The following is a 25,090-nucleotide window of genomic DNA, read 5'->3' on the forward strand; positions in this document are numbered from 1 at the left end:
ATTTTTTAATAGTTCATTTTAAAAAAGCAATTATTCTTCTTTATCGTTTTCTTCAATATCTTTTGTTAAATCTAATTCTCGTAAGGTAGGGTTTAATGCACCTATAGCAACCACAGTAATTAACGTCATTGTTCCGCCAAAAACCACTGCAGCAACTGGACCAATTAATTTAGCTGCCAAGCCACTTTCAAAAGCACCTAGCTCATTAGAAGAACCTACAAACATAGAGTTTACAGAAGAAACTCTACCACGCATATCATCTGGTGTTTTTAATTGTAAAATAGTTTGACGAATTACCATAGAAATTCCGTCTGCAGCACCACTCATAAATAATGCTAAAATACTTACCCAGAAAATAGAAGATAATCCAAAAGCAATAATACTTAACCCAAAAAGAAAGACAGAAATCAACATTTTTTTACCTGTACTTTTGTTAATAGGAATGTAGGTTGTTAAGAGCATGGTTACAATACTTCCTAAAGAAATAGACGCATTTAATATACCAAAACCTTCTGGACCAACTTTTAAAACATCTTGGGCAAAAACAGATAAAATGGCTACTGTTCCTCCAAATAATACAGCAATCATATCTAAGGTTAAAACGCCTAAAATAGCTTTGCTTTGAAAAACAAATTTTACTCCGGCTTTTAAACTTTCGCGCATGGGTTCTCCAATTTTTTTATTTAAAATTGGTTTCTTTTTAATTTGAAAAAGTACAATAAGTGATAAAACTACAAGAACAAAAACCAAGCAAAGAGTCATGTCTACACCAATCCAACTTATAGAGAATCCTCCAAAAAGAGCTCCTGTAACCGATGCTGTTTTCCAAGTACTGCTGCTCCATGTTGCAGCATTGTGATATATTTTTTTGGGAACTAATAATGCCACTAATGAGAAAATAGTAGGGCCAAAAAAAGAACGTAAAAATCCACCGAAAAAAACCAAAGCATAAATGGAATAAAGAATTTTATGTGTAGACCAACTACCAACTATGCTTTCTGAAGTTAGTAAAAATAAACCTAAACTAATTAAAGAAAATGCAGCTGTACAAAGGGCTAATAAGTTTCTTTTTTCATTTTGATCTACAATATGACCTGCAAATAAGGCCATAGAAAATGCGGGTATAATTTCCATTAAACCAATAATACCTAGTGATAAAGGGTCTTTTGTAATACTATAAACTTGCCATTCTATGACAATAAATTGCATAGACCAACCAAAAACTAGTAGAAATCGTACAAATAGAAAAATATTAAACTCTTTAATTTTTAAAGCTGCATAAGGGTCATGCTTTGCCATTCTTACTTAATTTTATAATGCTTATTTTACTATAAAAGCTGCCTTGTATTAGCTTAATTTCATGTCCATTAAAATAGCAAAAGTCTGATTTATATCTTCTTCTTTTACAACAATTGTCATTTCATTAGTAGTTGAGATTATTTCTTGTAACGGAATATCTGCCCAAGCTAATTGTTTTAAAATAAAGTAATACACACCAGATTGTGCCAAGTTTTCTTTTGGTAATTTAATGGTGATAGAAGCCAATTCTAACATGCTATGAGTAAGGGTTTCTTGCTCAAATATTTCTTTTACAAAAGGCTGCAAATTTTTACTTGTTACTATATTGGTTTCAAAAATTCCTTGAGAAACGGTTAGGAAATAATCAGAATTTTCTGAAGTTGTGGTTAATATTTTGGCAATTTCTTTTAATAACGAAGGCGTGTTTTTAAAGGTAAAATCGCATAAATCAGAACGCACAATTACGTCTCCTAAATCTAAAGCTAACTTTTTTATGTTCTTTCTAATGCGTAATTCACTTGCAGGAGAAAGCCTGTTTATGGCCATCATTACTGCGCCAACTTTTACATCTTTTTTTAATGTTGCAGATACTTCTGGTAAAATGATTCTTGCCAAAGAAGAAACATTTATTAATTTTTCATTTAACGCTTCTTCTATAAAAGGCGTTTTTCTGATGGTACTTTCTACAACTTCTTGTATGGTTTTCATGGTTAATGTTTAATAAAATAAAGTAATGTTCAAAATTAAACAATTAATCTAATTTATCCGTTAACTTTTTAAATTCTTTTTTTGCATTTTTATTATCATATAAAACATTGTAAACGGCATCAATAATAGGAGTGTTAGCGCCATTTTCTTTGGTCATTTTATAGGCACTTTTTGTTGCATAATAGCCTTCTGCAACCATACTCATTTCTAATTGCGCAGATTTTACTGTATATCCTTTACCTACCATATTACCAAAAAGCCTATTTCTACTAAAAGAAGAATACCCTGTTACCAATAAATCTCCTAAATAAGCAGAGTTGTTAATGTTTCGTTTCATTTTATGAACTTTTTTAATAAAACGTTTCATTTCTCTAATAGCATTACTCATTAATACCGCCTGAAAATTATCTCCATACCCCAAACCGTGAGCAATCCCAGCGGCTACAGCATAAATATTTTTTAACATGGCTGCATATTCTGTACCAATAATATCATCAGAAATCTTAGTTTTTATGTACCAATTTTTTAAAGAATTACTTATTAAATTTGCTTTTTCTGTATCTATGCAAGCAATTGTTAAATAAGATAAACGTTCCATTGCTACTTCTTCTGCATGGCAAGGACCTGTAATTACACCTATGTTTTCTAATGGAATATTGTAATGAATATTAAAATGCTCGCCAATTATAAGGCCAGTTTCTGGTACAATACCTTTAATTGCAGAAAAGATTATTTTGCCCTCTAAAGAAGAGGTTAATTTGTTTAATTCACTCGTTAAAAATGCAGAAGGAATTGCAAAAATAAGAATATCGTAATTTTCTACGGTATAATTAATATCGCTAGATAAATCTAACTGACGTGCATCAACATCTGCAGATTGTAAATAATTAGGATTGTGATCGTTTTCTTTTATATGCTCAATGGCTTGTTCATTTCTCATGTACCAACCAACTGTTTCTAAGTTTTCAGATAACATTTTTGCAATGGCAGTTGCCCAACTTCCTCCTCCAAAAACTGCTATTTTTTTCTGTTCACTCATAATTTATTGTTTTTTTTATATCAAAAGTAATAAAACTATTAACTATTGATGATTGCATTTTTGAATTATTATATTTGTATACTTTAATTATACATATTGAGTTCCTTAAAACGATTTTTTAAAGACACCATAATTTACGGAATTGCTGCTGTTTTGCCTCGTGCAATCAACATTTTTTTAGTAAAACTGCATACTTCAACGTTAGATGCAGCAAAATACGCCGTAAATACAGACTATTATGTGTATGCAGCGTATTTAAATGCGCTTTTAACTTTTGGAATGGAAACCGCTTTTTTTCGTTTTTTTTCAAAGGAAAAAGAGAAAGGAAAAGTGCTGTCTACCTCATTTATTAGTTTGCTTATTTCTACACTAATTTTCTTGTGTTTAGCGTTGTTTTTTAATAATGAAATTGCTGTTTTCTTCGGTTTTAAAACCCCGTTATTTTTTAAATTATTGGTGTATACAATTACGTTAGACACCTTAGTTGTGGTGCCTTTTGCATATTTAAGAGTTACCAACAAACCCGTAAAATTTACGGCAATTAAAATTTTAAATATTGGTGTTTTTACCATTTTAAACGTGTTCTTTTTATGGTATGTTCCGCATGCTATTAAAAATGGAATTTATTTGCCAGAATTTATTGTAAATTATTATCAAGAATATCCAAAGGTAATTCACATTTTTGTGGCCGGTACCGTTGCAAGTTTATCTACTTTTGTATTGCTTTTTCCTGCTGTTTTTAAGTTTAAATTCGAGTTCGACTTTTCCTTGTTTAAAAGAATGTTTCAATATAGTTTTCCAATAATGATTGGAAGTTTGGCCTTTGTTACCAATGAAAATTTAGACAAACTTTTATTAGGCAGTATTTTGGGTGAAAAGCAAATGGGAATTTACGCAGCTTGTTATAAATTGGGTGTTTTTATGACCTTGTACATTTTTGCATTTCGCTTAGGTGCAGAACCTTTTTTCTTTAACAATGCTCATAAAAAAAATGCCAAAGAAACCTATGCTAGAATTTTAAATTGGTTTACTATTTTTGGATCATTTTTTATGTTATTTGTGGTTGTTTTTATTGATTTATTTGCAACTATTTTATTAGGGAAATCGGAATATTTTGAGGCACTTTCTATTGTGCCAATTATACTTTTGGCAAATTTATTATTGGGTATTTACAATAATTTATCTGTTTGGTATAAACTAACAGATAAAACAAAATATGGAATGTATTTTTCTATATTAGGCGCTTTAATTACTATTGTTTTTAATCTTGTAATGATTCCTAAAATTGGCTTTATGGCTTCTGCTTGGGCAACGTTATTGGCTTTTGGTACCATGATGATGGTTTCTTATTTTATAGGACAAAAACAGTATGCTATAGAGTATAATCTTAAGAAAATTGTGGGTTATTTGGTTGCTTCAACAGGTTTTGGTTATATTTCATTTCATGTGTTTAGAGGTCAATATTGGTTTTCTATTTTAACTATTGTTTTTTTCTTTGGATTGATTTTTTTCAATGAAAAAAAGGAAATTAAACAAATTTTAAAGCGCTAATTATGTATAAAATACAAATTTTATTTTTAGCTTTTCTACTTGTTTTTAACGCTTGTAAAGTGAAAAAATCAGTGGAAAAAAAAGAAATCAAATCTGAAATATCTTCGGAAAAAATTTCTACAAAAAGTGCAAATGTTACCATTTTAGAAAAAACATTTATTATTGATGGTTTAAACACTCTTTCGCATAAAGTTTGGTTGTATTTACCCCCAAATTATAAAACATCAACAGAAAAATATGGGGTCATTTATATGCATGATGCTCAGAATTTATTTGATAATGCTACTTCTTTTGTGGGTGAATGGGGAATTGATGAAACGTTAAATGAACTTTATAAAAATACAGGTAAAAGCTTTATTGTAGTTGGAGTTGAAAATGGTGGCGACAAAAGAATTGAAGAATACACGCCTTGGACACATGAAAAGTATGGTGGAGGTAAAGGAGAAATTTATGTCAATTTTTTAGTTAATGAACTCAAACCTTTTATCGATAAAAACTACAGAACAAAAGCTACGGCAGAAAATACTGCAATTATTGGTAGTTCTTTAGGTGGTTTGATTTCTTTTTATGGCGGCTTAAAATATCCTGAAGTTTTTGGTAAAATTGGTGCGCTTTCTACCTCTTTTTGGTTTTCTAATAAAGTAATTATATTTGCGGAAGAAAATGGAAATCAAAAAAATACAAAGCTTTATTTATTGGTTGGTGATAAAGAAGGAGATTCTATGGTTCCTGATACCGAAAATATGGCAGAATTATTAATTGATCTTGGTTTTCCATCAGAAAATTTAAAAACAAAAGTGCATCCAGAAGGCAAGCATACAGAGTCTTTTTGGAAAGCAGAGTTTTTAGAAGTACTTACTTTTTTATTTAATTTATAAAGCATTGATAACCGTAAAACAAGCATTAAATAGGAATTGAAACTTCTGAAATAAAATTATTAAGCTAGAATACAATTAAATAAATTAGTGTAAAAAATGAATGATTTGGAAAACATATAAATTTCTTTTTACTATTTTAATACTACCATAACAATGAATTTCTGGTAATTAGGAAACTCTAAAAAATTGTAATAACTTTGTATCTACATTAAAAATAATATTATGGAAGTTTCAGTTATTCAAATAGGGAATTCGAAAGGTATTCGTTTTAGCAAAATGATACTTGAAAAATATAACATCAAAGACAAAGTTGATTTAATTCTTGAAAAAGGAAAAATTATAATTCAACCTCTCTCTTCTCCGAGAAAAGGATGGGAAGAATCCTTTAAACAAATGAATGAAAATGGAGATGATGGGCTGTTGTTTAATGACGTGTTTGAAGATGAAAATCTTGATGAATGGAATTAAAACAATATGAAATTATTTTAGTTAATTTGAATCCAACAGTTGGAAGTGAAATAAATAAAACTAGACCTTGTGTTGTAATTTCTCCAAACGAGATGAACAAACATTTAAGGACAATTATAGTTGTTCCTATGACAACTGCTTCCAAAAATTATCCAACTAGAATAGAGATAAAACATAATGATAAAATTGGTTGGATTGTTGTTGATCAGATCAGGACTATTGACAAAACTAGAGTATTAAAAGTACTTGGAAGAATGACAAAACCTGAAATAAAAGAACTAAAATCCGTTATTAAAGAAACATTTGTAGATTAAAACAACTATAGGAACCAACGTATAAAGTTAATGTGGGTTTTTATGTTTTGCCAAAGTTCTGTATCTTTTTATTCATTTCTAAATATGTAAATATTTTTAAGTCGACAAAGATAGAAACTCAAAAATAAGCTGAATGTTAGGATGAAAATTCTATGGACATTTTCTACCACACAAACTTTATACAAAACCATTTCTTGAAAACAAATAAATTTAAAAAATTATACTTCTAATTTTGAAGAAGTACATGATTTAATAAAAATATATAGAAAACGATATAAAAACAATGAACGTACAAATAATTAACAAATCGAAACACGCAACACCTAATTACGAAACAGAAGGCGCTGCAGGAATGGATTTAAGAGCAAATATTGAAACTGAAATTACGTTAAAACCCTTAGAAAGAGCTATTGTAAAAACAGGCTTATTTATAGCGTTACCTGTTGGTTTTGAAGCTCAAGTAAGACCAAGAAGTGGTTTGGCTGCTAAAAAAGGAATTACCGTTTTAAATTCACCCGGAACAGTTGATGCAGATTATAGAGGAGAAATTGGTGTAATTTTAATAAATCTTTCTAATGAAGAATTTGTTATTAATGATGGCGAAAGAATTGCACAATTAATTATAGCAAAACACGAGCGAGTTACTTGGCAAGAAGTAACTGTTTTAAGTGAAACTGAACGAGGAGCTGGAGGCTTTGGAAGTACAGGTGTATAGCAATAGATGGCCAATCTTTTTATTAAATTAGAAAGGTTGGCTTTTTTATTTTAAAGTGTTCCATTTAAATTAATTCGTACTTTAATAATTAGAAATACAAAGAATTTTTAAGTTTTTGTGCGTATTCCTTTCCAATAGGGATAAAATTTTCTTCTAGATTTTTTAGCGCACCTGTTTGTTGCAAAAATAGTTGACCTTTACTGGTATTTAATTTTGCAATACAATTTTTGTTCACAATAAAACTTCTGTGAACTCGAATGAAATTTTTAGGTAAGGTTTCTTCAAAATGTTTTAAAGATTTTGATGTTGATAAACCGTTTCCATTTACTTCAGAAATAGTAGTACAATTTCTTTCTGCTTGTAAAAAACAAATGTCTTTAAAGGCCAAGACATGTATTTCTGAACTTGTTTTTACCGCAAGGTGTGTTTGCTTTTCTGCAAATACTTTTTCAAATAAAAGTAATGACTTTTGAAGTTCTAAGGATGCTATTGGTTTGCTTAAAAAATATAATATTTGATTGTTTACGGCTTCTTTGGCATAATAATTATGTGCTGTTGTCATTATAATAGTAGGCAATTCAATAAAAAATTCTTTTAATTTAGGAATGAGTTGAAACGTATTTTCATTGTTAATTTCTACATCTAAAAAAATAAGATTGGGTTTTGTTTTAAGAATTAAAGAAAAGCCATTTTCTATATTTGTTGCAAGGTCTATAAATTTGTAATTAGAATGTTCTTTTAAAGTAGAACTTAAATTTTCAAAATCTTCTTTTTTATCTTGAATAATTATATATGTGTATTTCATTTGTTGCTTTTAGTAAGGTATTTTCTAAATTAAAAATATTTTTCAAATTTACAAATAATTTATATGAAGTATACATTATTTAGGATAAACCACTGTTTTAAGGGGATAAAAGATTCTTAAGTTCATTTTTTTTAAGCTGATTATCTTTTCAACAAAGGCGGTAATATTCTTTTTGTTTGTTAGTACTTTAATTATCTTTGCAGTCTATAACAAAAAAATAAAAAATATGATTTTAGGAGTTTCAGATTGGTTAAGTCCAAAGATAAATGTAGAAGCAAAATTTATTAGAATAGGATTTGTAATTGCAGTTTTGTTTGCTGGTTTTGGATTAGGTTTATACTTAATTTTATGGATTATAAAGTTGTTGTCTAAGTAATTTTTTTATACACCTGACTCATTTTTCTAAATTGATTGTGTAATAACTGATACTCTAAAAAAGTGTGAGAATGATATGAATATCCTAACTTTTTATAAAATTGAAAAGCTTGTGGTTGGGCATTCATGGCATCTAACCAAATAATTTGATATCCTTTTTGTCCTGCTTTTTGTTCTAGCCAAGAAAGTAGTTTTTTACCAATGCCGTTTCCTTGAACTTTCTGATGTAAATAAATTCTGTGTAATTTTACTTGTTTTTCTTGGGATAAACCTGTTAGTTTTTCATCCCAAATAACTCGTAAGTTTCCAATAATTTCATCCTTAAAAATAATAAAATAATAGTCGGAATTATTTTGAAGTAGTTCTTTTAAAATATTTTCTTTAGAATATTGAGAGTTCACATACCAATCTCCATCGTCTTCCCAAAAATGTTGATAGGCTAATGGGTATATTTCTTTCATCAACCTAAAAAGAGATTCTGAATCTGAATTCAAAACCTCTTTTAATTGTATATTTTTAGAAACTTTAATCATTTTGTATTAAAGTCTATTCTTCCTCTTTGTATTCGTAATATAAGAAGTCGTTATAAGGAAAACGTTGAATATGAATTTTCTTAACTTCTTGATAGGTTTTCTCTTTAAAATCTTCTAAGTTTTCTTTATTTAAAGCAGAAATAAAGATAGATTCTTCTTCATAATCATTCATCCAAGTTTTTTTCCAATCTTGTAAGGTGTAATGTTCTTTTCCTTTTTCGGTTACTAAATCATCATCATCTATGATTTCATGTTTATAAGCATCAATCTTATTAAAGACCATTAATGTGGGTTTTTCTGCACATTTTATATCGCTTAAAATGGTGTTTACAGAAGCAATATGATCTTCAAAATTTGGGTGAGAAATATCTACAACATGTAATAACAAATCTGCTTCACGTACTTCATCTAAAGTAGATTTAAAAGATTCTACCAATTGCGTAGGTAATTTTCTAATAAAACCAACGGTGTCTGTCATTAAAAAAGGAATATTTTTAATGACAACTTTTCTTACGGTTGTGTCTAAAGTTGCAAAGAGTTTGTTTTCTGCAAAAACATCACTTTTACTAATTACATTCATCAATGTAGATTTTCCAACATTGGTGTAACCTACCAAAGCAACACGCACCATTTGTCCACGGTTTTTACGTTGCACGGCCATTTGCTTATCTATAGTTAACAAGCGTTTTTTTAATACGCCAATTTTATCTCTAATAATACGTCTATCAGTTTCTATTTCTGTTTCACCAGGTCCACGCATTCCAATTCCCCCTTTTTGTTTGTCAAGGTGAGTCCATAGTCTGGTTAAACGAGGTAATAAATATTCGCTTTGTGCCAATTCTACTTGAGTTTTTGCAGAACTTGTTTGTGCTCTTTGTGCAAAAATATCTAAGATTAAATTAGTTCTGTCTAAAATTTTACAATCTAATACCTTTTCAATATTACGTATTTGTCCTGGAGAAAGCTCGTCATCAAAAATGGCGGTTCCAATATGATTAGATTCTATATAATCTCTAACTTCTTCTAATTTTCCTGCTCCTAAAAAAGTTTTAGGATTTGGTCTTTCCATTTTTTGAACAAAACGTTTTACAGGCACACCTCCAGCAGTTTCTGTTAAAAACTCTAATTCGTCTAAATATTCTTCAGACTTGTTTTCATCTTGCTGTTGGGTTATAATTCCTATTAAAACCACTTTTTCGGATATTGCTTCTTTCTGGTCTATCATACAATGCAAAAGTACAAACAAATCTTGTTTTATAAATAGAAAAAACCTCAATAGAAATTGAGGTTTTAACTAATTAATTCAAATTTTTTAGACTTTCTCTTCTATACGCTCTTTTTTTTAGGTTAATTTTAGTTCAAATTTTAATTGATACAAAATTAGTTTAGAACATTTCAATGTACTTTGTTTTTATGTTATGAAATCATATTGTTTGTGTTATGAAATTGTGCTATTTTTTTTCCTATTTTTACAATAAAAATATTTTTTATGTTTCCATCAATTTCGGCATCAAAGCAAAGTAAAAATATAACAACCATTGGTTTTTATAATGTAGAAAATTTGTTTGATACCAAAGATGATCCTCATACTTTAGATGATGATTTTACGGCAAAAGGAAAGAATAAGTGGAGTTATAAACGGTATAAAACAAAAATTAAAAAGTTAAGTTCTGTAATTTCTCAATTAGGAAATCATCGTTCTATGTTGCCACCAGCAATTGTTGGTTTGGTAGAAGTAGAGAATGCAAAAGTGGTATCTGATCTGGTAAATTCTTCTAATTTAAGAAGTCATCATTATGGTTTTGTACATTATGATTCTCCTGATGAACGCGGTATTGATGTTGCGCTTTTATACAATAAACAAGTTTTTGAATTGTTGCATTCTGAAACATTTCCTGTTTTTTTAGAAGATGATGAAGGAAATAGAGATTATACAAGAGATATTTTAAAAGTCAGCGGAAATTTACATGGCGAATTGGTACATGTTTTAGTAAATCATTGGTCTTCTAGAAGAGAAGGTACTGCGATAACGGAACATAAAAGAATTATTGCAGCAGAAACTGCCAGAGATGTTATTTCTCAAATTAGAGATACCAATTTTGATGCTAAGATTATTATTATGGGAGATTTTAATGACAATCCTGCAAGCAAAAGCGTGAAAAAGAATTTGGTTTTAGATGATTTTTACAATCCTATGGAAAGTATTTTGTCTAAAGGAAACGGAACTTTAACGTATAAAGGCAAATGGAATTTATTTGACCAAATTATTTTTAGTAAGAATTTTTTAGAAAAAAGTGAACATGATTTATATTTTAAACATGCTGAAGTTTTTAACAAAAAATGGATGAAAGTGTTCAGAGGAAAATTAAAAGATAGCCCGTTTAGAACTTATATTGGTAAATGGTATCAAGGAGGTTTTTCAGATCATTTTCCGGTGTATGCTTTTTTAAAAAAAGGAAATTAGATTTCTAGTTTTTGCACAATTTTTAAGCTCCAAAGATCTTCTTTTTTTCTGTAGTTTCTTATTGCGTGCATTACAATCCATTTTCTTTGTTTTGTTGGTTTCTGAATCCAATTTTCAATAATTTCCTTTCCAAAGTCTTCATTGTCTTTTAAAATATCATTTAGGCAATTGGCAACAGATTTTTGCACGTATTTAGAAGTATCGTCTTTTAAATTTTCTAAAATAGGACGTAAAGGTGTTGGGTTGTCTATAAATAATTGAAGCTTTGTTGCCCAAGGCAATCTTGGTCTTATTCCTTCTGAAGCCAACCTTCTTACATGTTTATTTTCATCTTTAGACCAAATGAACATTTGTGTTAAAGTTTTATTCGTACATCTTTCTAAAAAAGGCCTTATTGCGTATTCTCCTGTGTTTCTTTTGGTTATTTCTTCTATGGCTTTTATAGAAATATCAAAATGATTTACCCCATATTTTTCTACATATTTAGCAATGGGCATCATCCAATAAAACTGTTTAAACATGCCCGTTTCATCTTCATTTTCTGGGCCTAAAATATTCAGTAGTATAGAAATATTGTGTTCATATCCTTTTTGTAATAAATAATGAAATTCATCTGCAAAAACTTCAACTCTATCTTTTAATTCTAAAGAGTCTATTTTGTTTGCAATAATTTCACAAAAAGTGTTGGAATTAAATTTAGGATATACAGTTTTAATTTTTTCGGATAGTAATTTTGCTAATTCTAAATCAAACCAATATTTAAGCTTTTTAAAGGCCATTTATTTGCCTTGATTTTTAAAAGCATTTCTTAGTTTTTCATCATTTAAGATGTATTTCTTGTATTTTCCGTCTCTGTATCTGTAGTAAATAAAGATGGGCATAAATAAAAAAGAAAAGTAAAACACTCCTAAACCCATTACTATTTGTGCTTTTTCGTGTTCTATATTTACTAAATACAGCCCAATTGACATCCAAATTAAAAAGACGACAAACATTATTTTTAACGTTAATTTCATATTGCAAAATTACAAAAGTTCTATCTTTATTTTTTATAAATTGTAAACTATGTATCTAAAAGTGTGGTTTAGAGATTCTTCTTTTTACCAATAGTAGGTTCTAATTGTTTTCAACCAAACAAAATATTTACAATGAATTCAATTTCAGTATTTTTGATATACTTGTTACTATTTTTTTTTCATCAACCAAAAACAACAGTTAATATGAATACAAAAATTGTAATTGCTCACAGAGGTGCTTCTGGTTATTTGCCAGAACACACTATGGAAGCAAAATCCATGGCGCATGCTATGAATGCTGATTATATTGAACAAGACTTGGTATTAAGTAAAGATGATATTCCTATTGTTATACATGATATTTATTTGGATGATGTTACGGATGTTGCCACAAAATTTCCAGAAAGAAAGAGGAAAGACAATCGTTTTTATGTAATAGATTTTACGTTTGATGAATTAAAAACCCTGCAAGTTACAGAGCGTTTTAACCCAAAAACGGGTAAACAAGTGTATAAAAATCGATTTCCGAAGGCAAAAGGGAATTTTAAATTGCATTCTTTTCAAGAAGAAATTGAATTGATTCAAGGTTTAAATAAAAGTACAGGAAAAAATATTGGTATTTATCCTGAGATTAAAGAACCTAGTTTTCATAAAAATGAAGGTAAAAATCTTACGGAAATAGTTTTAAAAATCTTAACAGATTTTGGGTACAAAACCAAAAATGATAATTGTATTTTACAGTGTTTTGATGCTAAAGAATTAGAAAGAATTAGAAAAAAATTACAATCAGAATTATTTTTGGTACAGTTGATAGAATCTGAAGAAGCATTACAACAATTAAAATATTTTGCTACCTATGCAGATGGAATTGGACCTTGGTACAAACAGGTTTTAGACACAAAAATTGATGATACTTGGCAGTTTACTTCTTTGGTTGCAGATGCTCACAAACTGGGTTTAAAAGTACATCCGTTTACGTTTAGAGCAGATTCTTTAGATGAGTTTTCTACGTTTGAAGAGATGTTAAAAACCCTTTTGATTGATGGAAATGTAGATGGTTGTTTTACAGATTTCCCAGATTTGGCTGTTGATTTTTTGGATAAATAAGATTTATGATATCTCCTTGTAGTTCCTTTTTAAGGCCTATTTAAAAAATAGCACCTGTATAATTTTCCGGAAAAAAACAGCTTTTTATCAGCAACTTATTTTAAATATTTTGTTGCAAAAATAGTTGCCATCTTTTTAACGTACTTTCTGCTGTTTTTCATGGCATCTTCTAAATTTTCAGCAAAATTCATAACAGCATCGGTGTACTGAATTCCAAATTCTTTTGGTTGTTTTTCGTCTAAATCTATAGCACCACAAAAAGCAGCGACTTTTATTTTTTTCACTTCTGCAGAAGACAATACACCTTGTATGGTTTTACCCGACATTGTTTGGGTATCTAATTTTCCTTCACCAGTAATAATCCAATCTGCCCCTTCAATTTGATGGTCAAAATTTGCTAATTTTTTTATCAATTGAATGCCTGGTTCTAAGGTACCGTTTAAAAACACTTTAGAAGCAATGCCCATTCCGCCAGCAGCTCCTGCACCTTTTACCATTTGTGCATCGATATGAAAAACGGAATTTATAATTATAGAAAAATCTTGTAAACCTTGGTCTAGCATTTCTATATCGTTTTTAGAAGCTCCTTTTTGAGCACCATAAATGTAAGCCGCACCATTTTTTCCGTATAACGGATTGGTAACATCACAAGCAATATTAAATTGTACTTCTTTTAATTTGGCGTGTACTTTGGTAACATCTATTGTTGTTATTTTAGATAAATTAGCACCAATAGGTTGTACGTCCTTTCTATTTTTGTCTAAAAAACGATATCCTAAAGCGGTTGCCATACCAATACCACAATCGTTAGTTGCACTGCCGCCAATACCTAAAATAATTTTTTTGGCACCTTTGTTTAAAGCATCAACAATCATTTCTCCTGTTCCTAAAGTGGTAGCATTTTTACAATTGCACTCTGTAGGTTTTAGAAGTTTTACACCAGAAGCTTCTGCCATTTCTATGAACGCTGTTTTTGAATTTTCTGAATATAAATAAGATGCTTTTACGGGTTTAAAAAAAGGATCATGTACCATAATTGTTATGATAGCACCTTTTAAATAAAAATCTACCACTTCTATTGTGCCATCACCACCATCGGCTAAGGGTAATTTTATAATTTCTACTTTAGAATGAACACTGCATATACCTTGTTCAACAGCATTGCAAAATTCCATTCCTGTTAAAGAGTTTTTAAATTTATCTGGTGCTATTATTATTTTCATGGATAGATTTTTAACTTAAAATAGTTGGAAGAAAATAACTAAATACAAGTATAAAAACAAAAAAGGCAACAAGAATGTATACTTCTTTTATCATAAAGTCTTCCTTTTTAATGCTCACATTAAAGTTTGAAATACGTTTTATTTTTCTAGTGAATGCACTATTTACGACAAGAAATTCAAGAAACCAAAGTGTATACAACTAGTAAAACTATAGAAATTAAAACCAATTTAATAATTAGAGAATCTACTTTTCTTCCAGTGTAACTTTTTTATTCAGTCAACATGTTTGGTAAAAGTTGAAGAAATATAAGTATAAAAACAATGAGTAATGAGATTGCTAATGGTTTCCAAATTTTTTTCTTGTGATACTTTAAATCTTTACCTAAATTTTTATTCCAATAATATTCTGTAAGTACAGCGTATCCAATTAGGTTGAATAGTAACGTAATAAAAAATGTTCTCGGAAGAAAGTTTAAAAGAACAACTGATAAAATAGTGTATAATATTCCAAAAACAAGCACTTGATTTCTTGCTTTTGGTTTGTTCATTTCTTTTAAGTTTTGCATCAATAAAACAGCACCAAACAATGTTGTAAAAAAGATTGTAAAACCCTGTATTGCTTTTTTTGAATACAAAAAAGGGTGCACTAACTCTTCAAAAGGGCTTTCTTTATTTTTTAAGGTTTCGTTAGAAATAGGGGCGGTAGTTTGCTCATTTTCTATTGAAATTTCTTCATGAAGAATTTCGGTTTTTTCAATTAGGTTTCTATTTTCTAATTCCCAAACTACAGCTTGTACAGCTTCTTCTGTATAATTATCTTTTTCTTTAAAGATGCTCTCTAACTCTTGGTTAGATTTTTTACTCATGGATTTTGTGAAACTATTTGTTCTCATGTGTTTGTTACTTCTTGAGTTTATATAGTTACTTCAATTAATTTATTTCTATAAGCCGTTAATAACTTAGATTTTGAGATAAAACCAATGTATTTGTTATCTTGAATAACGGGTAAATTCCAAGCGCCACTTTTTTGAAATTTCTTCATAATATCAGTCATTCTATCTTTACCAACTTCAATTATCTCTGGTGGTTTTTGCATTACCTCTTTTGCAAATACTGTTTCATATAAAGATCTATCAAACATGATAGGTCTAATGTCATCTAACAAAATAATACCTAATAATTTGTTGGTTTCTTTATGAACCACAGGAAAAATATTTCTGTTAGATTTTACAACGGCTTCTTTTATCATTTCACCTAAACTCATATTAGAATACACAGAAATAAAATTACTTTCAATTACTCTATCAATATCCATAAGCGTTAAAACAGCATGATCTTTGTCGTGTGTAATTAGCTCACCTTTTCTACCCAACTCCATTGCATACACAGAATATGGGTGTATGTATTTAGCAATAGAATAAGAGATTGCTGCGGTAATCATTAATGGTATAAAAAGTCCATAACCGCCCGTAACTTCTGCAATTAAAAATATTGCGGTTAATGGTGCATGTAAAACACCTGCCATTAAACCAGCCATTCCTACTAAGGTAAAGTTACTTTCAGAAACATTAGAAAGCCCAATATTATTAATAATTTTTGATACACAATTTCCTAAAATACTACCCATAAAGAGTGTTGGTGCAAAAATACCACCAACACCACCAGCACCAAATGTTAAGGCACTCGCTATAATTTTGAAAAACACCAATCCAATTAGTAAAATAATAACAATCCAAACATTGGTTAAATCTAAATGCATGAAGTTGCTTTTTAGTGCTTCTTCCGGATGTCCGGCAATTAAATTATTAATAACGTCAAAACCTTCACCATACAATGGCGGAATGAAATAGACTAAAATACCCAAACCAATACCACCAATTAACAATCTTTTTATTGGAGAATCTATTTTATCGAAAAGTTTCTGAATTCTATCATATACTTCTGCAAAATAGATAGAAGCTAAACCTGTAATTGTTCCTAAAATAATATAAAAAGGAACATCATTTATGTTAAAAACATCTTCAATTTTAAAAGGAAGTAATACATCTGATCCAAAGAAAAAATATGAGGTTATAATTGCAGAAATTGATGCTAAAAGCAACGGCAACATAGAGGCAATTGTTAAGTCTAAACTAAAAACTTCTATGGCAAAAATAATAGCTGCAATTGGTGCTTTAAAAATAGATGACATTGCACCAGCCGCAGCACAACCAATTAATAAATTTCTTGTTGTTTGGTTTAAATGAAATAAACGCGCAATGTTAGAACTAATAGCTGCACCTGTTGCTACTGTTGGGCCTTCTAATCCAACAGAACCACCAAAACCTACTGTTATAGGTGCCGTTAGCATAGAGGCAAACATGTTTTTACGTTTTATAATTCCCTTGCGTTTAGAAATGGCATAAAGGGTAGAAGGAATACCATGACTTACCTTCTTTTTTAAAACGTATTTTATGTTAAAATAAACAATGGCAAGCCCAATAATTGGAAACACAAAATAAAAAGCATGATGGTATTGACGGACTAAATTTCCTTCTAAAACATGCTGAATAAAATGAGTAATATTTTTTAAAAAAAGTGCTGCAACACCAGACATAAAACCTACCAGAATACTTAAAATATAAATAAACTGACGTTGGGAAATATACTTATACCTCCAGATTAATATTTGTTTGTATATTTTTCTTGTTGATGGCACTGTGTTTTTTTTATTTTGCAAAAGTACTGAAGCATTCTCTGAATTAATTCATTATAGCATCATTATTTTTGATATAAGTTTAATTTAAATTGTAAGACTGAAATTTATTTTTATTGAGATAAAAGATCTGTTCCCAAATACGTATCATTTTTATTGTAGTACCAAGCTCTGCTTTTTGGCATTTTTATTTGGTTTATTATTTCTAAACCAGAAAGCATGATGTATTCTCCGCTATCTTTGGTGTCTTTAAAAAACTGATACACTTCCATGGCATACGTTTTTGGGTTGAAATAAAAATACCAAGTATCTTTTCCTACTTCTTTATTGTAGGTAACTTTTAAAACTAAATAGTCTTTTCCTTTAAATTTTCTTTTTTCTATATGCTGATGAATGATAGTTCCTTCATCTTTTAGTTTCATTGGTAAACCGTATAAAAAAGTGTAGTAATTTTTATACATTATTGCACGATCACAACTTAATTTATTGGCCGTTTTAATTTTTTCTGATGGATTTTTATCACCATTAAAAACAATAGTACAAGCACCTTTGTTTATGGTATATTCTGTAACTATAGAATCTCTATTTGCTTTTACGTAAAAGTATTCTTCAGGTAAATTAATGTTGATTTTACTTTTCCTATTTGTGTTTTTTGGTGTTTCCATAGTTACTAGAAGTTCACCGTTAAAAGTAGGCCAATTTCCCATAGGGTCATGAAAATTGATTGCTTTTTCTAACAATTCAGCACCTGAGATTGTTTGAGAACTTATTGCTAAATTGGTGAATAGAAGTAAAATAAAGAAGAGTTTATTCATAATCGGAAATTACAAAAAAAACTCATACCAAAAAGATACTTTTTATGTGTTATAGATTTGCTTTCATAAACTCTTTATTCATTCTTGCAATGTTGTCTAAATAATCTTTTAAAAAAGAGAACAATAATAATACGCTGTATTTAATAAATTAATTTGCTTGTTGAAATTGCGTTTCAATAGGAACCCCAGATATTTCTTGTAATTCCTTTTTTATTTTTCTCCCAAAAGCGGTATCAGGAGGTAAGCTAATATTTTTCCAAAAATTAGGATTGTAAGGAGCTTTGTACTCTCCCATATCAATGTTTTGATAATTGCTTCTGAATTTTATTTTGTCTTTATCAGTTGCTACACTTAATACAAACGCTTCATGTCTATAAGCTAATGGAATAGTTATTCTTTTTGAAGCCTGATTTTTTTTTGCTCTTAGTGTTACAGTTTGTTTAGACTTAAACTCACGTTGATGATAACTTAAATAAAGTTTGCCTTCATTATTTTTTTTATAAATATAAATAGAATTAAGATTATTGTATTTATATTCAACTTTATAGATGGCAAAAGATTCTAGGCCAATATATAATTTAGCCCACTTTTTTTTCCCATTTGCTCCTTTTATTATGATTATGTCTTCACCATCATAAAAAGAGTCCCCAACTTTTGTCCATTTAAAATCATCTAGGCGTTCTGTATTTCTTATTGGATTTATGGAAACCATAAATTCAATGGCATGTTGCCGCTGTTTTTTCTTTATAAAACGATAATCTGCAGATTTTCTACCCTGAACAACTTGTATTTTTTTTATTCCGGAAGTGTAAGGTCCTTTATCTAAAACATTCATATAATGCTCTACAAAAAAGCGTGCTTTTGGGCCTTCTACAGAAGCTCTTCTATATAATATTTTTAGTAAATGAGTATCTCTTAGTGTTGTGTTCTTAAGATTTTTAATTGCTTTTTTATAAATTGCAGTAGGCGATATAAGTGTTATTTCACCCAAGGAAACCACATTTGATGTAAGTTTAATTACTTTTTTCTTTAATTTCAAAAAATCATTGATTTTTATTTTTAAAGTATTAAATCCCATACTCGAAATTTCTAAAGAATCAGATAAAGATTCTGTAGGAATAGACAATGAGAAAGTACCATCATCAGTAGTAGAAGTACCAATGTTTTTGGATCGGATTAGTATAGAAGCATAAGGAATTTCATAATTTTCTTCATCAACAACAAGACCTTCAAGTGTATTTTTTGTTTTTTGACTATTGGTGGATAGAGATATCAATAAAAAAATAACAGATATGATAATAGAATAATTATTATTAAATGAACGGACCATAATATTGTTAAATGTTATTCTTTATATTGTATCTAAACTTTATTGATTAAAAAAATTAAGGGGTGTTTTATTGTTCTAATAACAATAAAACACCCCTTAAAATATAAACTTTTGAGGCTCTATTTAGTATACTAAATAGATGCTTTCATTAATTCTCTATTCATTCTTGCAATGTTGTCTAAAGAAATTCCTTTAGGGCATTCAACCTCACAAGCACCTGTATTTGTACAGTTTCCAAAACCTTCTAAATCCATTTGTGCTACCATGTTTTTAACACGGTCTGCAGCTTCTACTTGTCCTTGAGGTAACAAAGCAAATTGAGATACTTTTGCACCTACAAATAACATGGCAGAAGAGTTTTTACAGGTTGCTACGCAAGCGCCACAACCAATACAAGCAGCTGCATCCATTGCTTCATCTGCTGCGTGTTTAGAAATAGGAATTGAATTGGCATCTTGTGTATTACCAGAAGTGTTTACAGAAATATAACCACCTGCTTGCTGAATACGCTCAAAAGCCATTCTATCTACAATTAAATCTTTTATTACAGGAAATGCTGCTGCTCTAAATGGCTCTATTGTAATAGTATCTCCATCATTAAACATACGCATGTGTAACTGGCATGTAGTAATACCTCTATCTGGTCCGTGAGCTTCTCCATTAATGTATAAAGAACACATACCGCAAATACCTTCACGACAGTCATGATCAAAAGCTACTGGTTCTTCTCCTGCATTTACTAATTGTTCGTTTAAAACATCTAGCATTTCTAAGAAAGACATGTGTTCTGAAATATCAGTGACTTTATAATCGACCATTTGACCTTTTGCGTCTGAGTCTTTTTGTCTCCAAATTTTTAACGTTAAATTCATTCCTTTACCTGACATATCTTTCTTATTTATATGAACGTTGTTTCAATTCAATATCGTTAAACTCTAATTCTTCTTTATGTAAAACTGCGTCTGCAGGTTCACCTTTATATTCCCAAGCAGAAACATAAGCAAAATCTTTATCGTTACGTTTTGCTTCTCCTTTTTGCTCACCGTCTAATTCTACAGATTCTTCTCTAAAGTGTCCTCCACAAGATTCATTTCTGTTTAAAGCATCTTTAGCAAACAATTCTCCTAATTCTAAGAAATCTGCTACACGTCCTGCTTTTTCTAATTCCACATTCATTTCGTTAGCAGTACCAGGCACCATTACGTCTTTCCAGAATTCTTCACGAATTGCTTTAATTTCTGCCATGGCAGCTTTTAAATCTTTTTCGTTTCTAGACATTCCTACTTTATCCCACATTACTTTACCAAGACGTTTGTGGAAATGATCTACAGATTTTGTTCCTTTATTATTAATAAAGAACTCAATTCTATCTTTTACTTCTTTTTCAACTTCATCAAACTCTTTAGAATCTGTTGGTATTTTTCCTGTTCTAATATCAGAAGATAAATAATCTCCAATAGTATAAGGCAATACAAAATACCCATCAGCTAAACCTTGCATTAAGGCAGAAGCGCCCAATCTGTTTGCACCATGATCAGAGAAATTTGCTTCACCAATACAGTATAAACCTTCAACAGTAGTCATTAAATTATAATCTACCCAAACACCACCCATTGTATAGTGTGTTGCAGGATAAATCATCATTGGAGTTTCATACGGGTTTTCAGCGATGATTTTTTCATACATCTGAAATAAGTTACCATACTTTTCTTCAATAATAGCCTGACCTAATTCTATAATTTTTTCTTTAGAAGCATTTTTAATACCATGTATCTTTGCTTGCTCTGTACCATAACGTTCAAAAGCAGCAGCAAAATCTAAATACACAGCTTCACCAGTAGCATTTACACCGTAACCAGCATCACAACGCTCTTTTGCAGCTCTAGAAGCAACATCACGTGGTACTAAGTTACCAAATGCAGGGTAACGTCTTTCTAAATAATAATCTCTATTTTCTTCTGCAATTGCAGTTGGCTTTAATTTACCTTGCTGAATTGCTTTGGCGTCTTCTATTCTTGCAGGAACCCAAATTCTACCATCGTTACGTAAAGACTCAGACATCAATGTTAATTTAGACTGATAATCTCCAGAACGTGGAATACATGTTGGGTGAATTTGTGTATAACAAGGATTTGCGAAATAAGCACCTTTTTTATGAATTTTCCAAGCTGCTGTAGCATTAGAACCCATTGCATTTGTAGATAAGAAATATACGTTTCCGTAACCACCAGTTGCAATTACAACAGCATGTGCAGAATGACGTTCTATTTCTCCGGTAATTAAATCTCTAGCAATAATTCCTCTTGCTTTACCATCAACTTTTACAACATCTAACATTTCATGACGATTGAACATCTCAATCTTACCACGAGCAATTTGACGGTTCATTGCAGAATAACATCCTAACAATAATTGTTGTCCTGTTTGTCCTTTTGCATAAAAAGTTCTAGAAACTAAAACTCCACCAAATGAACGGTTGTCTAATAATCCACCATAATCACGAGCAAAAGGAACTCCTTGTGCCACACATTGGTCAATAATATTACCAGACACTTCTGCCAAACGGTGTACGTTTGCTTCACGAGAACGGTAATCTCCTCCTTTTACAGTGTCATAAAACAATCTGTAATTAGAATCTCCATCTCCCATGTAATTTTTTGCTGCATTAATTCCACCTTGTGCTGCAATTGAATGCGCTCTTCTTGGAGAATCTTGGTAAGCAAATGCTTTTACGTTATATCCTAATTCTGCTAAAGTTGCTGCAGCAGAACCTCCTGCTAAACCCGTACCAACTACAATAATATCAATATTACGTTTGTTTGCTGGGTTTACAAGATCTATTTTGTCTTTATAAGTTGTCCATTTATCTTTAATTGGACCTTTTGGTGTTTTTGAATCTAAAGCCATAGTTATAAGATTAATGGTTATGATTTAAGTGATGATACAATGCAATAATGATAAATCCTAAAGGAATTATTATTGAGTAAATTTTACCAAAGTTTTGCAATGCTTTTTTTCTTCCTGCGGTAACTCCCATAGATTGAAAAGCAGAAGTAAATCCGTGTGCTAAATGCAATCCTAAGAAAACAAAAGCTACAACATAAGCTGCTACTCTAATTGGATTTACAAATTTTTCTTGTAATTCATGAAAATATCTTGTTGGATCTTCTGGCAATCCAGCAATGTATTTATGGTTAATTTCTGGAAACCAAAAATCGATAAAATGTAGTGCGATAAAAGCTAAAATAGCCAATCCACTATAAATCATGTTTCTACTTATCCATGTAGAATTAGCGGCACCATTGTTTTTAGCATAGGCAACTCCGTTTGCTTTTTTGTTTTTCAATTCTAATACAAACCCCATTACAAAGTGAAAAACAACTCCTAAAATTAATACAGGTTGCATTGCAAATTGTACCAAAGGATTTGTACCCATGAAATGAGATAACTCATTAAATAAGTTTTCACTAAAAAGTGATGTAATATTAACGGCTATATGTATAATTAAGAAAAACATGAGGAAGAATGCAGAAAGCGCCATGGCTATCTTTCTCCCAATTGAAGATTTGAAAAATCCGCTCATTGTATAAAAGTATAATAAGTTATAATTGTTGACAACAAATGTACCAATTAGATATTCTTTATTGAAATAAAATAGGTATTTTTTGGTTATTTAGAATCATTTTAATAAAGATATTTTTTTTAGTTTATTTGCTTGATATTCAGTATTTTATTAGTTTTTAATATATTGCTTTTATTAAAATTAATGCTGTAGTTTGTTTAAAATTTACAAATTTTTAAAACATATTTACAATTAATTATAAGGCCAAATCATTGGTATCATTACAATACTTACAATAAAAAATATTAATAATAGAATAGCTCCACTTTTCATATAATCTGTAAATTTATAATTTCCAGCATTCATTACCATAGTATTTGTTGGTGTACCAAAAGGAGTTAAAAAGGCTGTGGAAGCACTTACCGCTAAGGCCATCATAAATGGAAGAGGAGAGTATCCTAATTCTAAAGACGCCACTAAAACAATTGGAGCCATTAAAATTGCGGTAGCTGTGTTGCTCATTACCTGACTTAAAAATGAAGTTATTAAAAAAATACCGGCTAAGAAAAAAGTAGGATGCTGATCTCCAACTAAAGAAATCATAGAATCTGCAATAAATTTAGCTCCTCCAGTTTTTTGAAGTGCAACGCCCATCGGAATCATACCTGCCATTATAATAATAACATTCCAATTGATAGATCTATAAGATTGATTCATATTAATACAGCCTCCTGCAATCATAATAAACGCTGTTAGCATAACAGTAATTGATGAAGAAAAAGGTCCCCAAATAAACATGCAAACCATAAAAACCATTGCCAAAATAGAAATAACACCTTTTCTTGTTATAGTACCAACTTCTTTAGAAAGTTCTTCTGGAGAACCAATAATTAAGAAATCTCTACTTTCTTCTTGAATGGCTTTAATATCTTCCCATTTTGCTCTTACTAAAATAGAATCTCCTTCTTGCAAATCAAATTCTCTACCTCTAATTCTTTTATTATATCTACTAACTGCAATTACTTGTAGATTGTATTTTTTACCAAACCTACCAGTGTTTATATGTTTTCCTTTGTAGGTAGATTTTGGGGCAACTATCAATTCACACATACCTACTTCATCAGAAAGTACATTATGTTTAATAAACTCGCCATCTATATTGTCTAGTTTGGTAGCTGCCACATTGTATTTATCCATAAACCTGTGCATACGATTTTGACTACAGTTTACAATAAGTTCATCTCCAATGTTCATTGCTCTATCTATATCTGGAAATTCATCTAAGTCGCTTTTTTTGATTCCAACTTTTTTAAGAATAGAAGTGGTCAACTTTTCTTTAGAAATCATTTTAATAATAGTTACTCCCATTAATGATCCTAATTTTAATTCCTTTATAGTTTTTCCAATGACTGAAGAGTTTGGTCTAATTCTTACTCTCCAAAAACCTTCAAACAACTGATATGAATCTTCCATACTTTGTATAGATTCGTCAATATCTTCTTGTCTTCTAGCTTTGTTACTGGGAAGTAATTTTGTACCAAAATATCTCATATAAATTACAGTCAATATTAGTAAAGGAACTCCTATATACGCAAATTCGAAAAAGCCAAATTCTGGAATTCCAGCATCTATCATTGCTTGGTTTGTTACAATGTTTGTTGGTGTACCTGTTAAGGTTAATAAACCACCAGTTGCAGCTGCAAATGATAAGGGAATTAACATTTTTGATGCGGGAGTTTTTAATCTCCAAGATGCCGCAATAATCACAGGCATTAATGCCGCAACAGTACCAGTGTTACTCATAAATGCCGATAAAATGGCTGAGCCTATAATTATTAATACCAATAATTTGTTTGAATTGTTTTTTGAAAGCGTAATTATTTTGTTACCTAGCCAAGAGGTTAATCCTGTTCTACTCATGGCTTCACCAACAATAAAAAGGCCTGCGATTAAAATAATACTAGAGTTACTAAAACCAGAGAAAGTTTCATTAACGGTTAAAATTCCGGTCATACTCAAGGCCATCATACAAGTAACTGCTACAATATCGGGCCTTATTTTTCCTGATACGAATAAGATAATTGTGATTCCTAAAATGATAAAAGTGGTTGTCATAGTTTGGTTTATTTTTCTGCAAATTTAATATGTAAAGTGTTGGAGTACCATGATAAATATCATCTCATTTTTGTGTGG

25 protein-coding genes are annotated in these 25,090 nt (G+C 30.0%); 8 read left to right on the forward strand and 17 right to left on the reverse strand.

Going from position 1 to position 25,090, the window contains the following annotated elements:
• Positions 1-30: 30 nt before the first annotated feature.
• The 3 genes from ACSHW5_RS06910 to ACSHW5_RS06920 are packed head-to-tail and all read right to left on the reverse strand — an operon-like array spanning position 31 to position 3,046.
• Positions 31-1,299, reverse strand: coding sequence for an MFS transporter (locus ACSHW5_RS06910; RefSeq protein ID WP_435675385.1), 1,269 nt, complete (start codon positions 1,297-1,299; stop codon positions 31-33).
• Between the two features lie 48 nt (positions 1,300-1,347).
• The gene (locus tag ACSHW5_RS06915) at positions 1,348-2,007 is read right to left on the reverse strand and encodes a hypothetical protein (protein WP_435675386.1); all 660 of its coding nucleotides are present in this window, start codon (positions 2,005-2,007) and stop codon (positions 1,348-1,350) included.
• A gap of 43 nt (positions 2,008-2,050) precedes the next feature.
• Positions 2,051-3,046: an NAD(P)H-dependent glycerol-3-phosphate dehydrogenase gene (locus ACSHW5_RS06920; protein ID WP_435675387.1), complete on the reverse strand. Its 996-nt coding sequence runs from the start codon at positions 3,044-3,046 to the stop codon at positions 2,051-2,053.
• Positions 3,047-3,142: 96 nt separating this feature from the next.
• Here ACSHW5_RS06920 and ACSHW5_RS06925 point away from each other — a divergent pair, with 96 nt between their 5' ends.
• The 5 genes from ACSHW5_RS06925 to dut all read left to right on the forward strand — a co-directional run bounded on the left by ACSHW5_RS06925 (position 3,143) and on the right by dut (position 6,972).
• Positions 3,143-4,597, forward strand: coding sequence for an MATE family efflux transporter (locus ACSHW5_RS06925; protein ID WP_435675388.1), 1,455 nt, complete (start codon positions 3,143-3,145; stop codon positions 4,595-4,597).
• Positions 4,598-4,656: 59 nt separating this feature from the next.
• The gene (locus ACSHW5_RS06930; RefSeq protein WP_435675389.1) at positions 4,657-5,475 is read left to right on the forward strand and encodes an alpha/beta hydrolase; all 819 of its coding nucleotides are present in this window, start codon (positions 4,657-4,659) and stop codon (positions 5,473-5,475) included.
• Positions 5,476-5,697: 222 nt separating this feature from the next.
• Positions 5,698-5,943 carry an AbrB/MazE/SpoVT family DNA-binding domain-containing protein gene (locus ACSHW5_RS06935; RefSeq protein WP_435675390.1) on the forward strand — a complete coding sequence of 82 codons (246 nt, stop codon included), beginning with the start codon at positions 5,698-5,700 and terminating at the stop codon, positions 5,941-5,943.
• Complete coding sequence (locus ACSHW5_RS06940; RefSeq protein WP_435675391.1) at positions 5,934-6,257, forward strand: type II toxin-antitoxin system PemK/MazF family toxin; 324 nt, start codon at positions 5,934-5,936, stop codon at positions 6,255-6,257. The genes ACSHW5_RS06935 and ACSHW5_RS06940 overlap by 10 nt, the downstream gene beginning before the upstream one ends.
• Before the next feature lie 283 nt (positions 6,258-6,540).
• A complete protein-coding gene (gene dut / locus ACSHW5_RS06945) occupies positions 6,541-6,972 on the forward strand; it encodes a dUTP diphosphatase (RefSeq protein WP_435675392.1) in 432 nt (143 codons plus the stop codon).
• Positions 6,973-7,060: 88 nt separating this feature from the next.
• Here the strand turns inward: dut and ACSHW5_RS06950 are convergent, their stop codons facing one another.
• Positions 7,061-7,777: a LytR/AlgR family response regulator transcription factor gene (locus ACSHW5_RS06950; RefSeq protein ID WP_435675393.1), complete on the reverse strand. Its 717-nt coding sequence runs from the start codon at positions 7,775-7,777 to the stop codon at positions 7,061-7,063.
• Positions 7,778-8,003: 226 nt separating this feature from the next.
• Here ACSHW5_RS06950 and ACSHW5_RS06955 point away from each other — a divergent pair, with 226 nt between their 5' ends.
• The gene (locus ACSHW5_RS06955) at positions 8,004-8,153 is read left to right on the forward strand and encodes a PspC domain-containing protein (protein WP_435675394.1); all 150 of its coding nucleotides are present in this window, start codon (positions 8,004-8,006) and stop codon (positions 8,151-8,153) included.
• On the opposite strand, the gene ACSHW5_RS06960 is transcribed toward ACSHW5_RS06955, so the two are convergent.
• Both ACSHW5_RS06960 and hflX read right to left on the reverse strand, forming a co-directional pair.
• Complete coding sequence (locus tag ACSHW5_RS06960; protein WP_435675395.1) at positions 8,146-8,685, reverse strand: GNAT family N-acetyltransferase; 540 nt, start codon at positions 8,683-8,685, stop codon at positions 8,146-8,148. The genes ACSHW5_RS06955 and ACSHW5_RS06960 overlap by 8 nt on opposite strands.
• Before the next feature lie 13 nt (positions 8,686-8,698).
• Positions 8,699-9,910, reverse strand: coding sequence for a GTPase HflX (gene hflX / locus ACSHW5_RS06965; RefSeq protein ID WP_435675396.1), 1,212 nt, complete (start codon positions 9,908-9,910; stop codon positions 8,699-8,701).
• Between the two features lie 264 nt (positions 9,911-10,174).
• Here hflX and ACSHW5_RS06970 point away from each other — a divergent pair, with 264 nt between their 5' ends.
• The gene (locus tag ACSHW5_RS06970) at positions 10,175-11,149 is read left to right on the forward strand and encodes an endonuclease (RefSeq protein ID WP_435675397.1); all 975 of its coding nucleotides are present in this window, start codon (positions 10,175-10,177) and stop codon (positions 11,147-11,149) included.
• Here the strand turns inward: ACSHW5_RS06970 and ACSHW5_RS06975 are convergent.
• Entirely contained in the window at positions 11,146-11,928 is a 783-nt protein-coding gene (locus ACSHW5_RS06975; protein ID WP_435675398.1) for a DNA alkylation repair protein, read from the reverse strand. The genes ACSHW5_RS06970 and ACSHW5_RS06975 overlap by 4 nt on opposite strands.
• On the reverse strand, positions 11,929-12,165 hold the full coding sequence (locus ACSHW5_RS06980) for a hypothetical protein (RefSeq protein WP_435675399.1): 237 nt from the start codon (positions 12,163-12,165) through the stop codon (positions 11,929-11,931).
• A 132-nt stretch (positions 12,166-12,297) separates the two neighbouring features.
• Here ACSHW5_RS06980 and glpQ point away from each other — a divergent pair, with 132 nt between their 5' ends.
• The gene (glpQ, locus tag ACSHW5_RS06985) at positions 12,298-13,272 is read left to right on the forward strand and encodes a glycerophosphodiester phosphodiesterase (protein WP_435675400.1); all 975 of its coding nucleotides are present in this window, start codon (positions 12,298-12,300) and stop codon (positions 13,270-13,272) included.
• Between the two features lie 95 nt (positions 13,273-13,367).
• On the opposite strand, the gene ACSHW5_RS06990 is transcribed toward glpQ, so the two are convergent.
• From ACSHW5_RS06990 to ACSHW5_RS07030, 9 genes are all read right to left on the reverse strand, one after another.
• Positions 13,368-14,495, reverse strand: coding sequence for a glycerate kinase (locus ACSHW5_RS06990; protein ID WP_435675401.1), 1,128 nt, complete (start codon positions 14,493-14,495; stop codon positions 13,368-13,370).
• Positions 14,496-14,764: 269 nt separating this feature from the next.
• The gene (locus ACSHW5_RS06995; RefSeq protein ID WP_435675402.1) at positions 14,765-15,361 is read right to left on the reverse strand and encodes a hypothetical protein; all 597 of its coding nucleotides are present in this window, start codon (positions 15,359-15,361) and stop codon (positions 14,765-14,767) included.
• A 47-nt stretch (positions 15,362-15,408) separates the two neighbouring features.
• Positions 15,409-17,193, reverse strand: a complete 1,785-nt coding sequence (locus ACSHW5_RS07000) for a chloride channel protein (RefSeq protein WP_435675403.1) — start codon at positions 17,191-17,193, stop codon at positions 15,409-15,411.
• Between the two features lie 110 nt (positions 17,194-17,303).
• On the reverse strand, positions 17,304-18,005 hold the full coding sequence (locus ACSHW5_RS07005; RefSeq protein ID WP_435675404.1) for a DUF6503 family protein: 702 nt from the start codon (positions 18,003-18,005) through the stop codon (positions 17,304-17,306).
• 148 nt (positions 18,006-18,153) lie between these two features.
• The gene (locus ACSHW5_RS07010) at positions 18,154-19,335 is read right to left on the reverse strand and encodes a carboxypeptidase-like regulatory domain-containing protein (RefSeq protein ID WP_435675405.1); all 1,182 of its coding nucleotides are present in this window, start codon (positions 19,333-19,335) and stop codon (positions 18,154-18,156) included.
• A 131-nt stretch (positions 19,336-19,466) separates the two neighbouring features.
• Entirely contained in the window at positions 19,467-20,207 is a 741-nt protein-coding gene (locus tag ACSHW5_RS07015; protein ID WP_435675449.1) for a succinate dehydrogenase/fumarate reductase iron-sulfur subunit, read from the reverse strand.
• Positions 20,208-20,229: 22 nt separating this feature from the next.
• Positions 20,230-22,242: a fumarate reductase/succinate dehydrogenase flavoprotein subunit gene (locus ACSHW5_RS07020; protein WP_435675406.1), complete on the reverse strand. Its 2,013-nt coding sequence runs from the start codon at positions 22,240-22,242 to the stop codon at positions 20,230-20,232.
• A gap of 10 nt (positions 22,243-22,252) precedes the next feature.
• A complete protein-coding gene (locus ACSHW5_RS07025; protein ID WP_435675407.1) occupies positions 22,253-22,918 on the reverse strand; it encodes a succinate dehydrogenase cytochrome b subunit in 666 nt (221 codons plus the stop codon).
• A gap of 231 nt (positions 22,919-23,149) precedes the next feature.
• On the reverse strand, positions 23,150-25,012 hold the full coding sequence (locus tag ACSHW5_RS07030; RefSeq protein WP_435675408.1) for an SLC13 family permease: 1,863 nt from the start codon (positions 25,010-25,012) through the stop codon (positions 23,150-23,152).
• Between the last annotated feature and the right edge of the window lie 78 nt (positions 25,013-25,090).

This window comes from Polaribacter sp., assembly GCF_051251875.1.
In the GTDB taxonomy this organism is placed as follows: Bacteria; Bacteroidota; Bacteroidia; order Flavobacteriales; family Flavobacteriaceae; genus Polaribacter.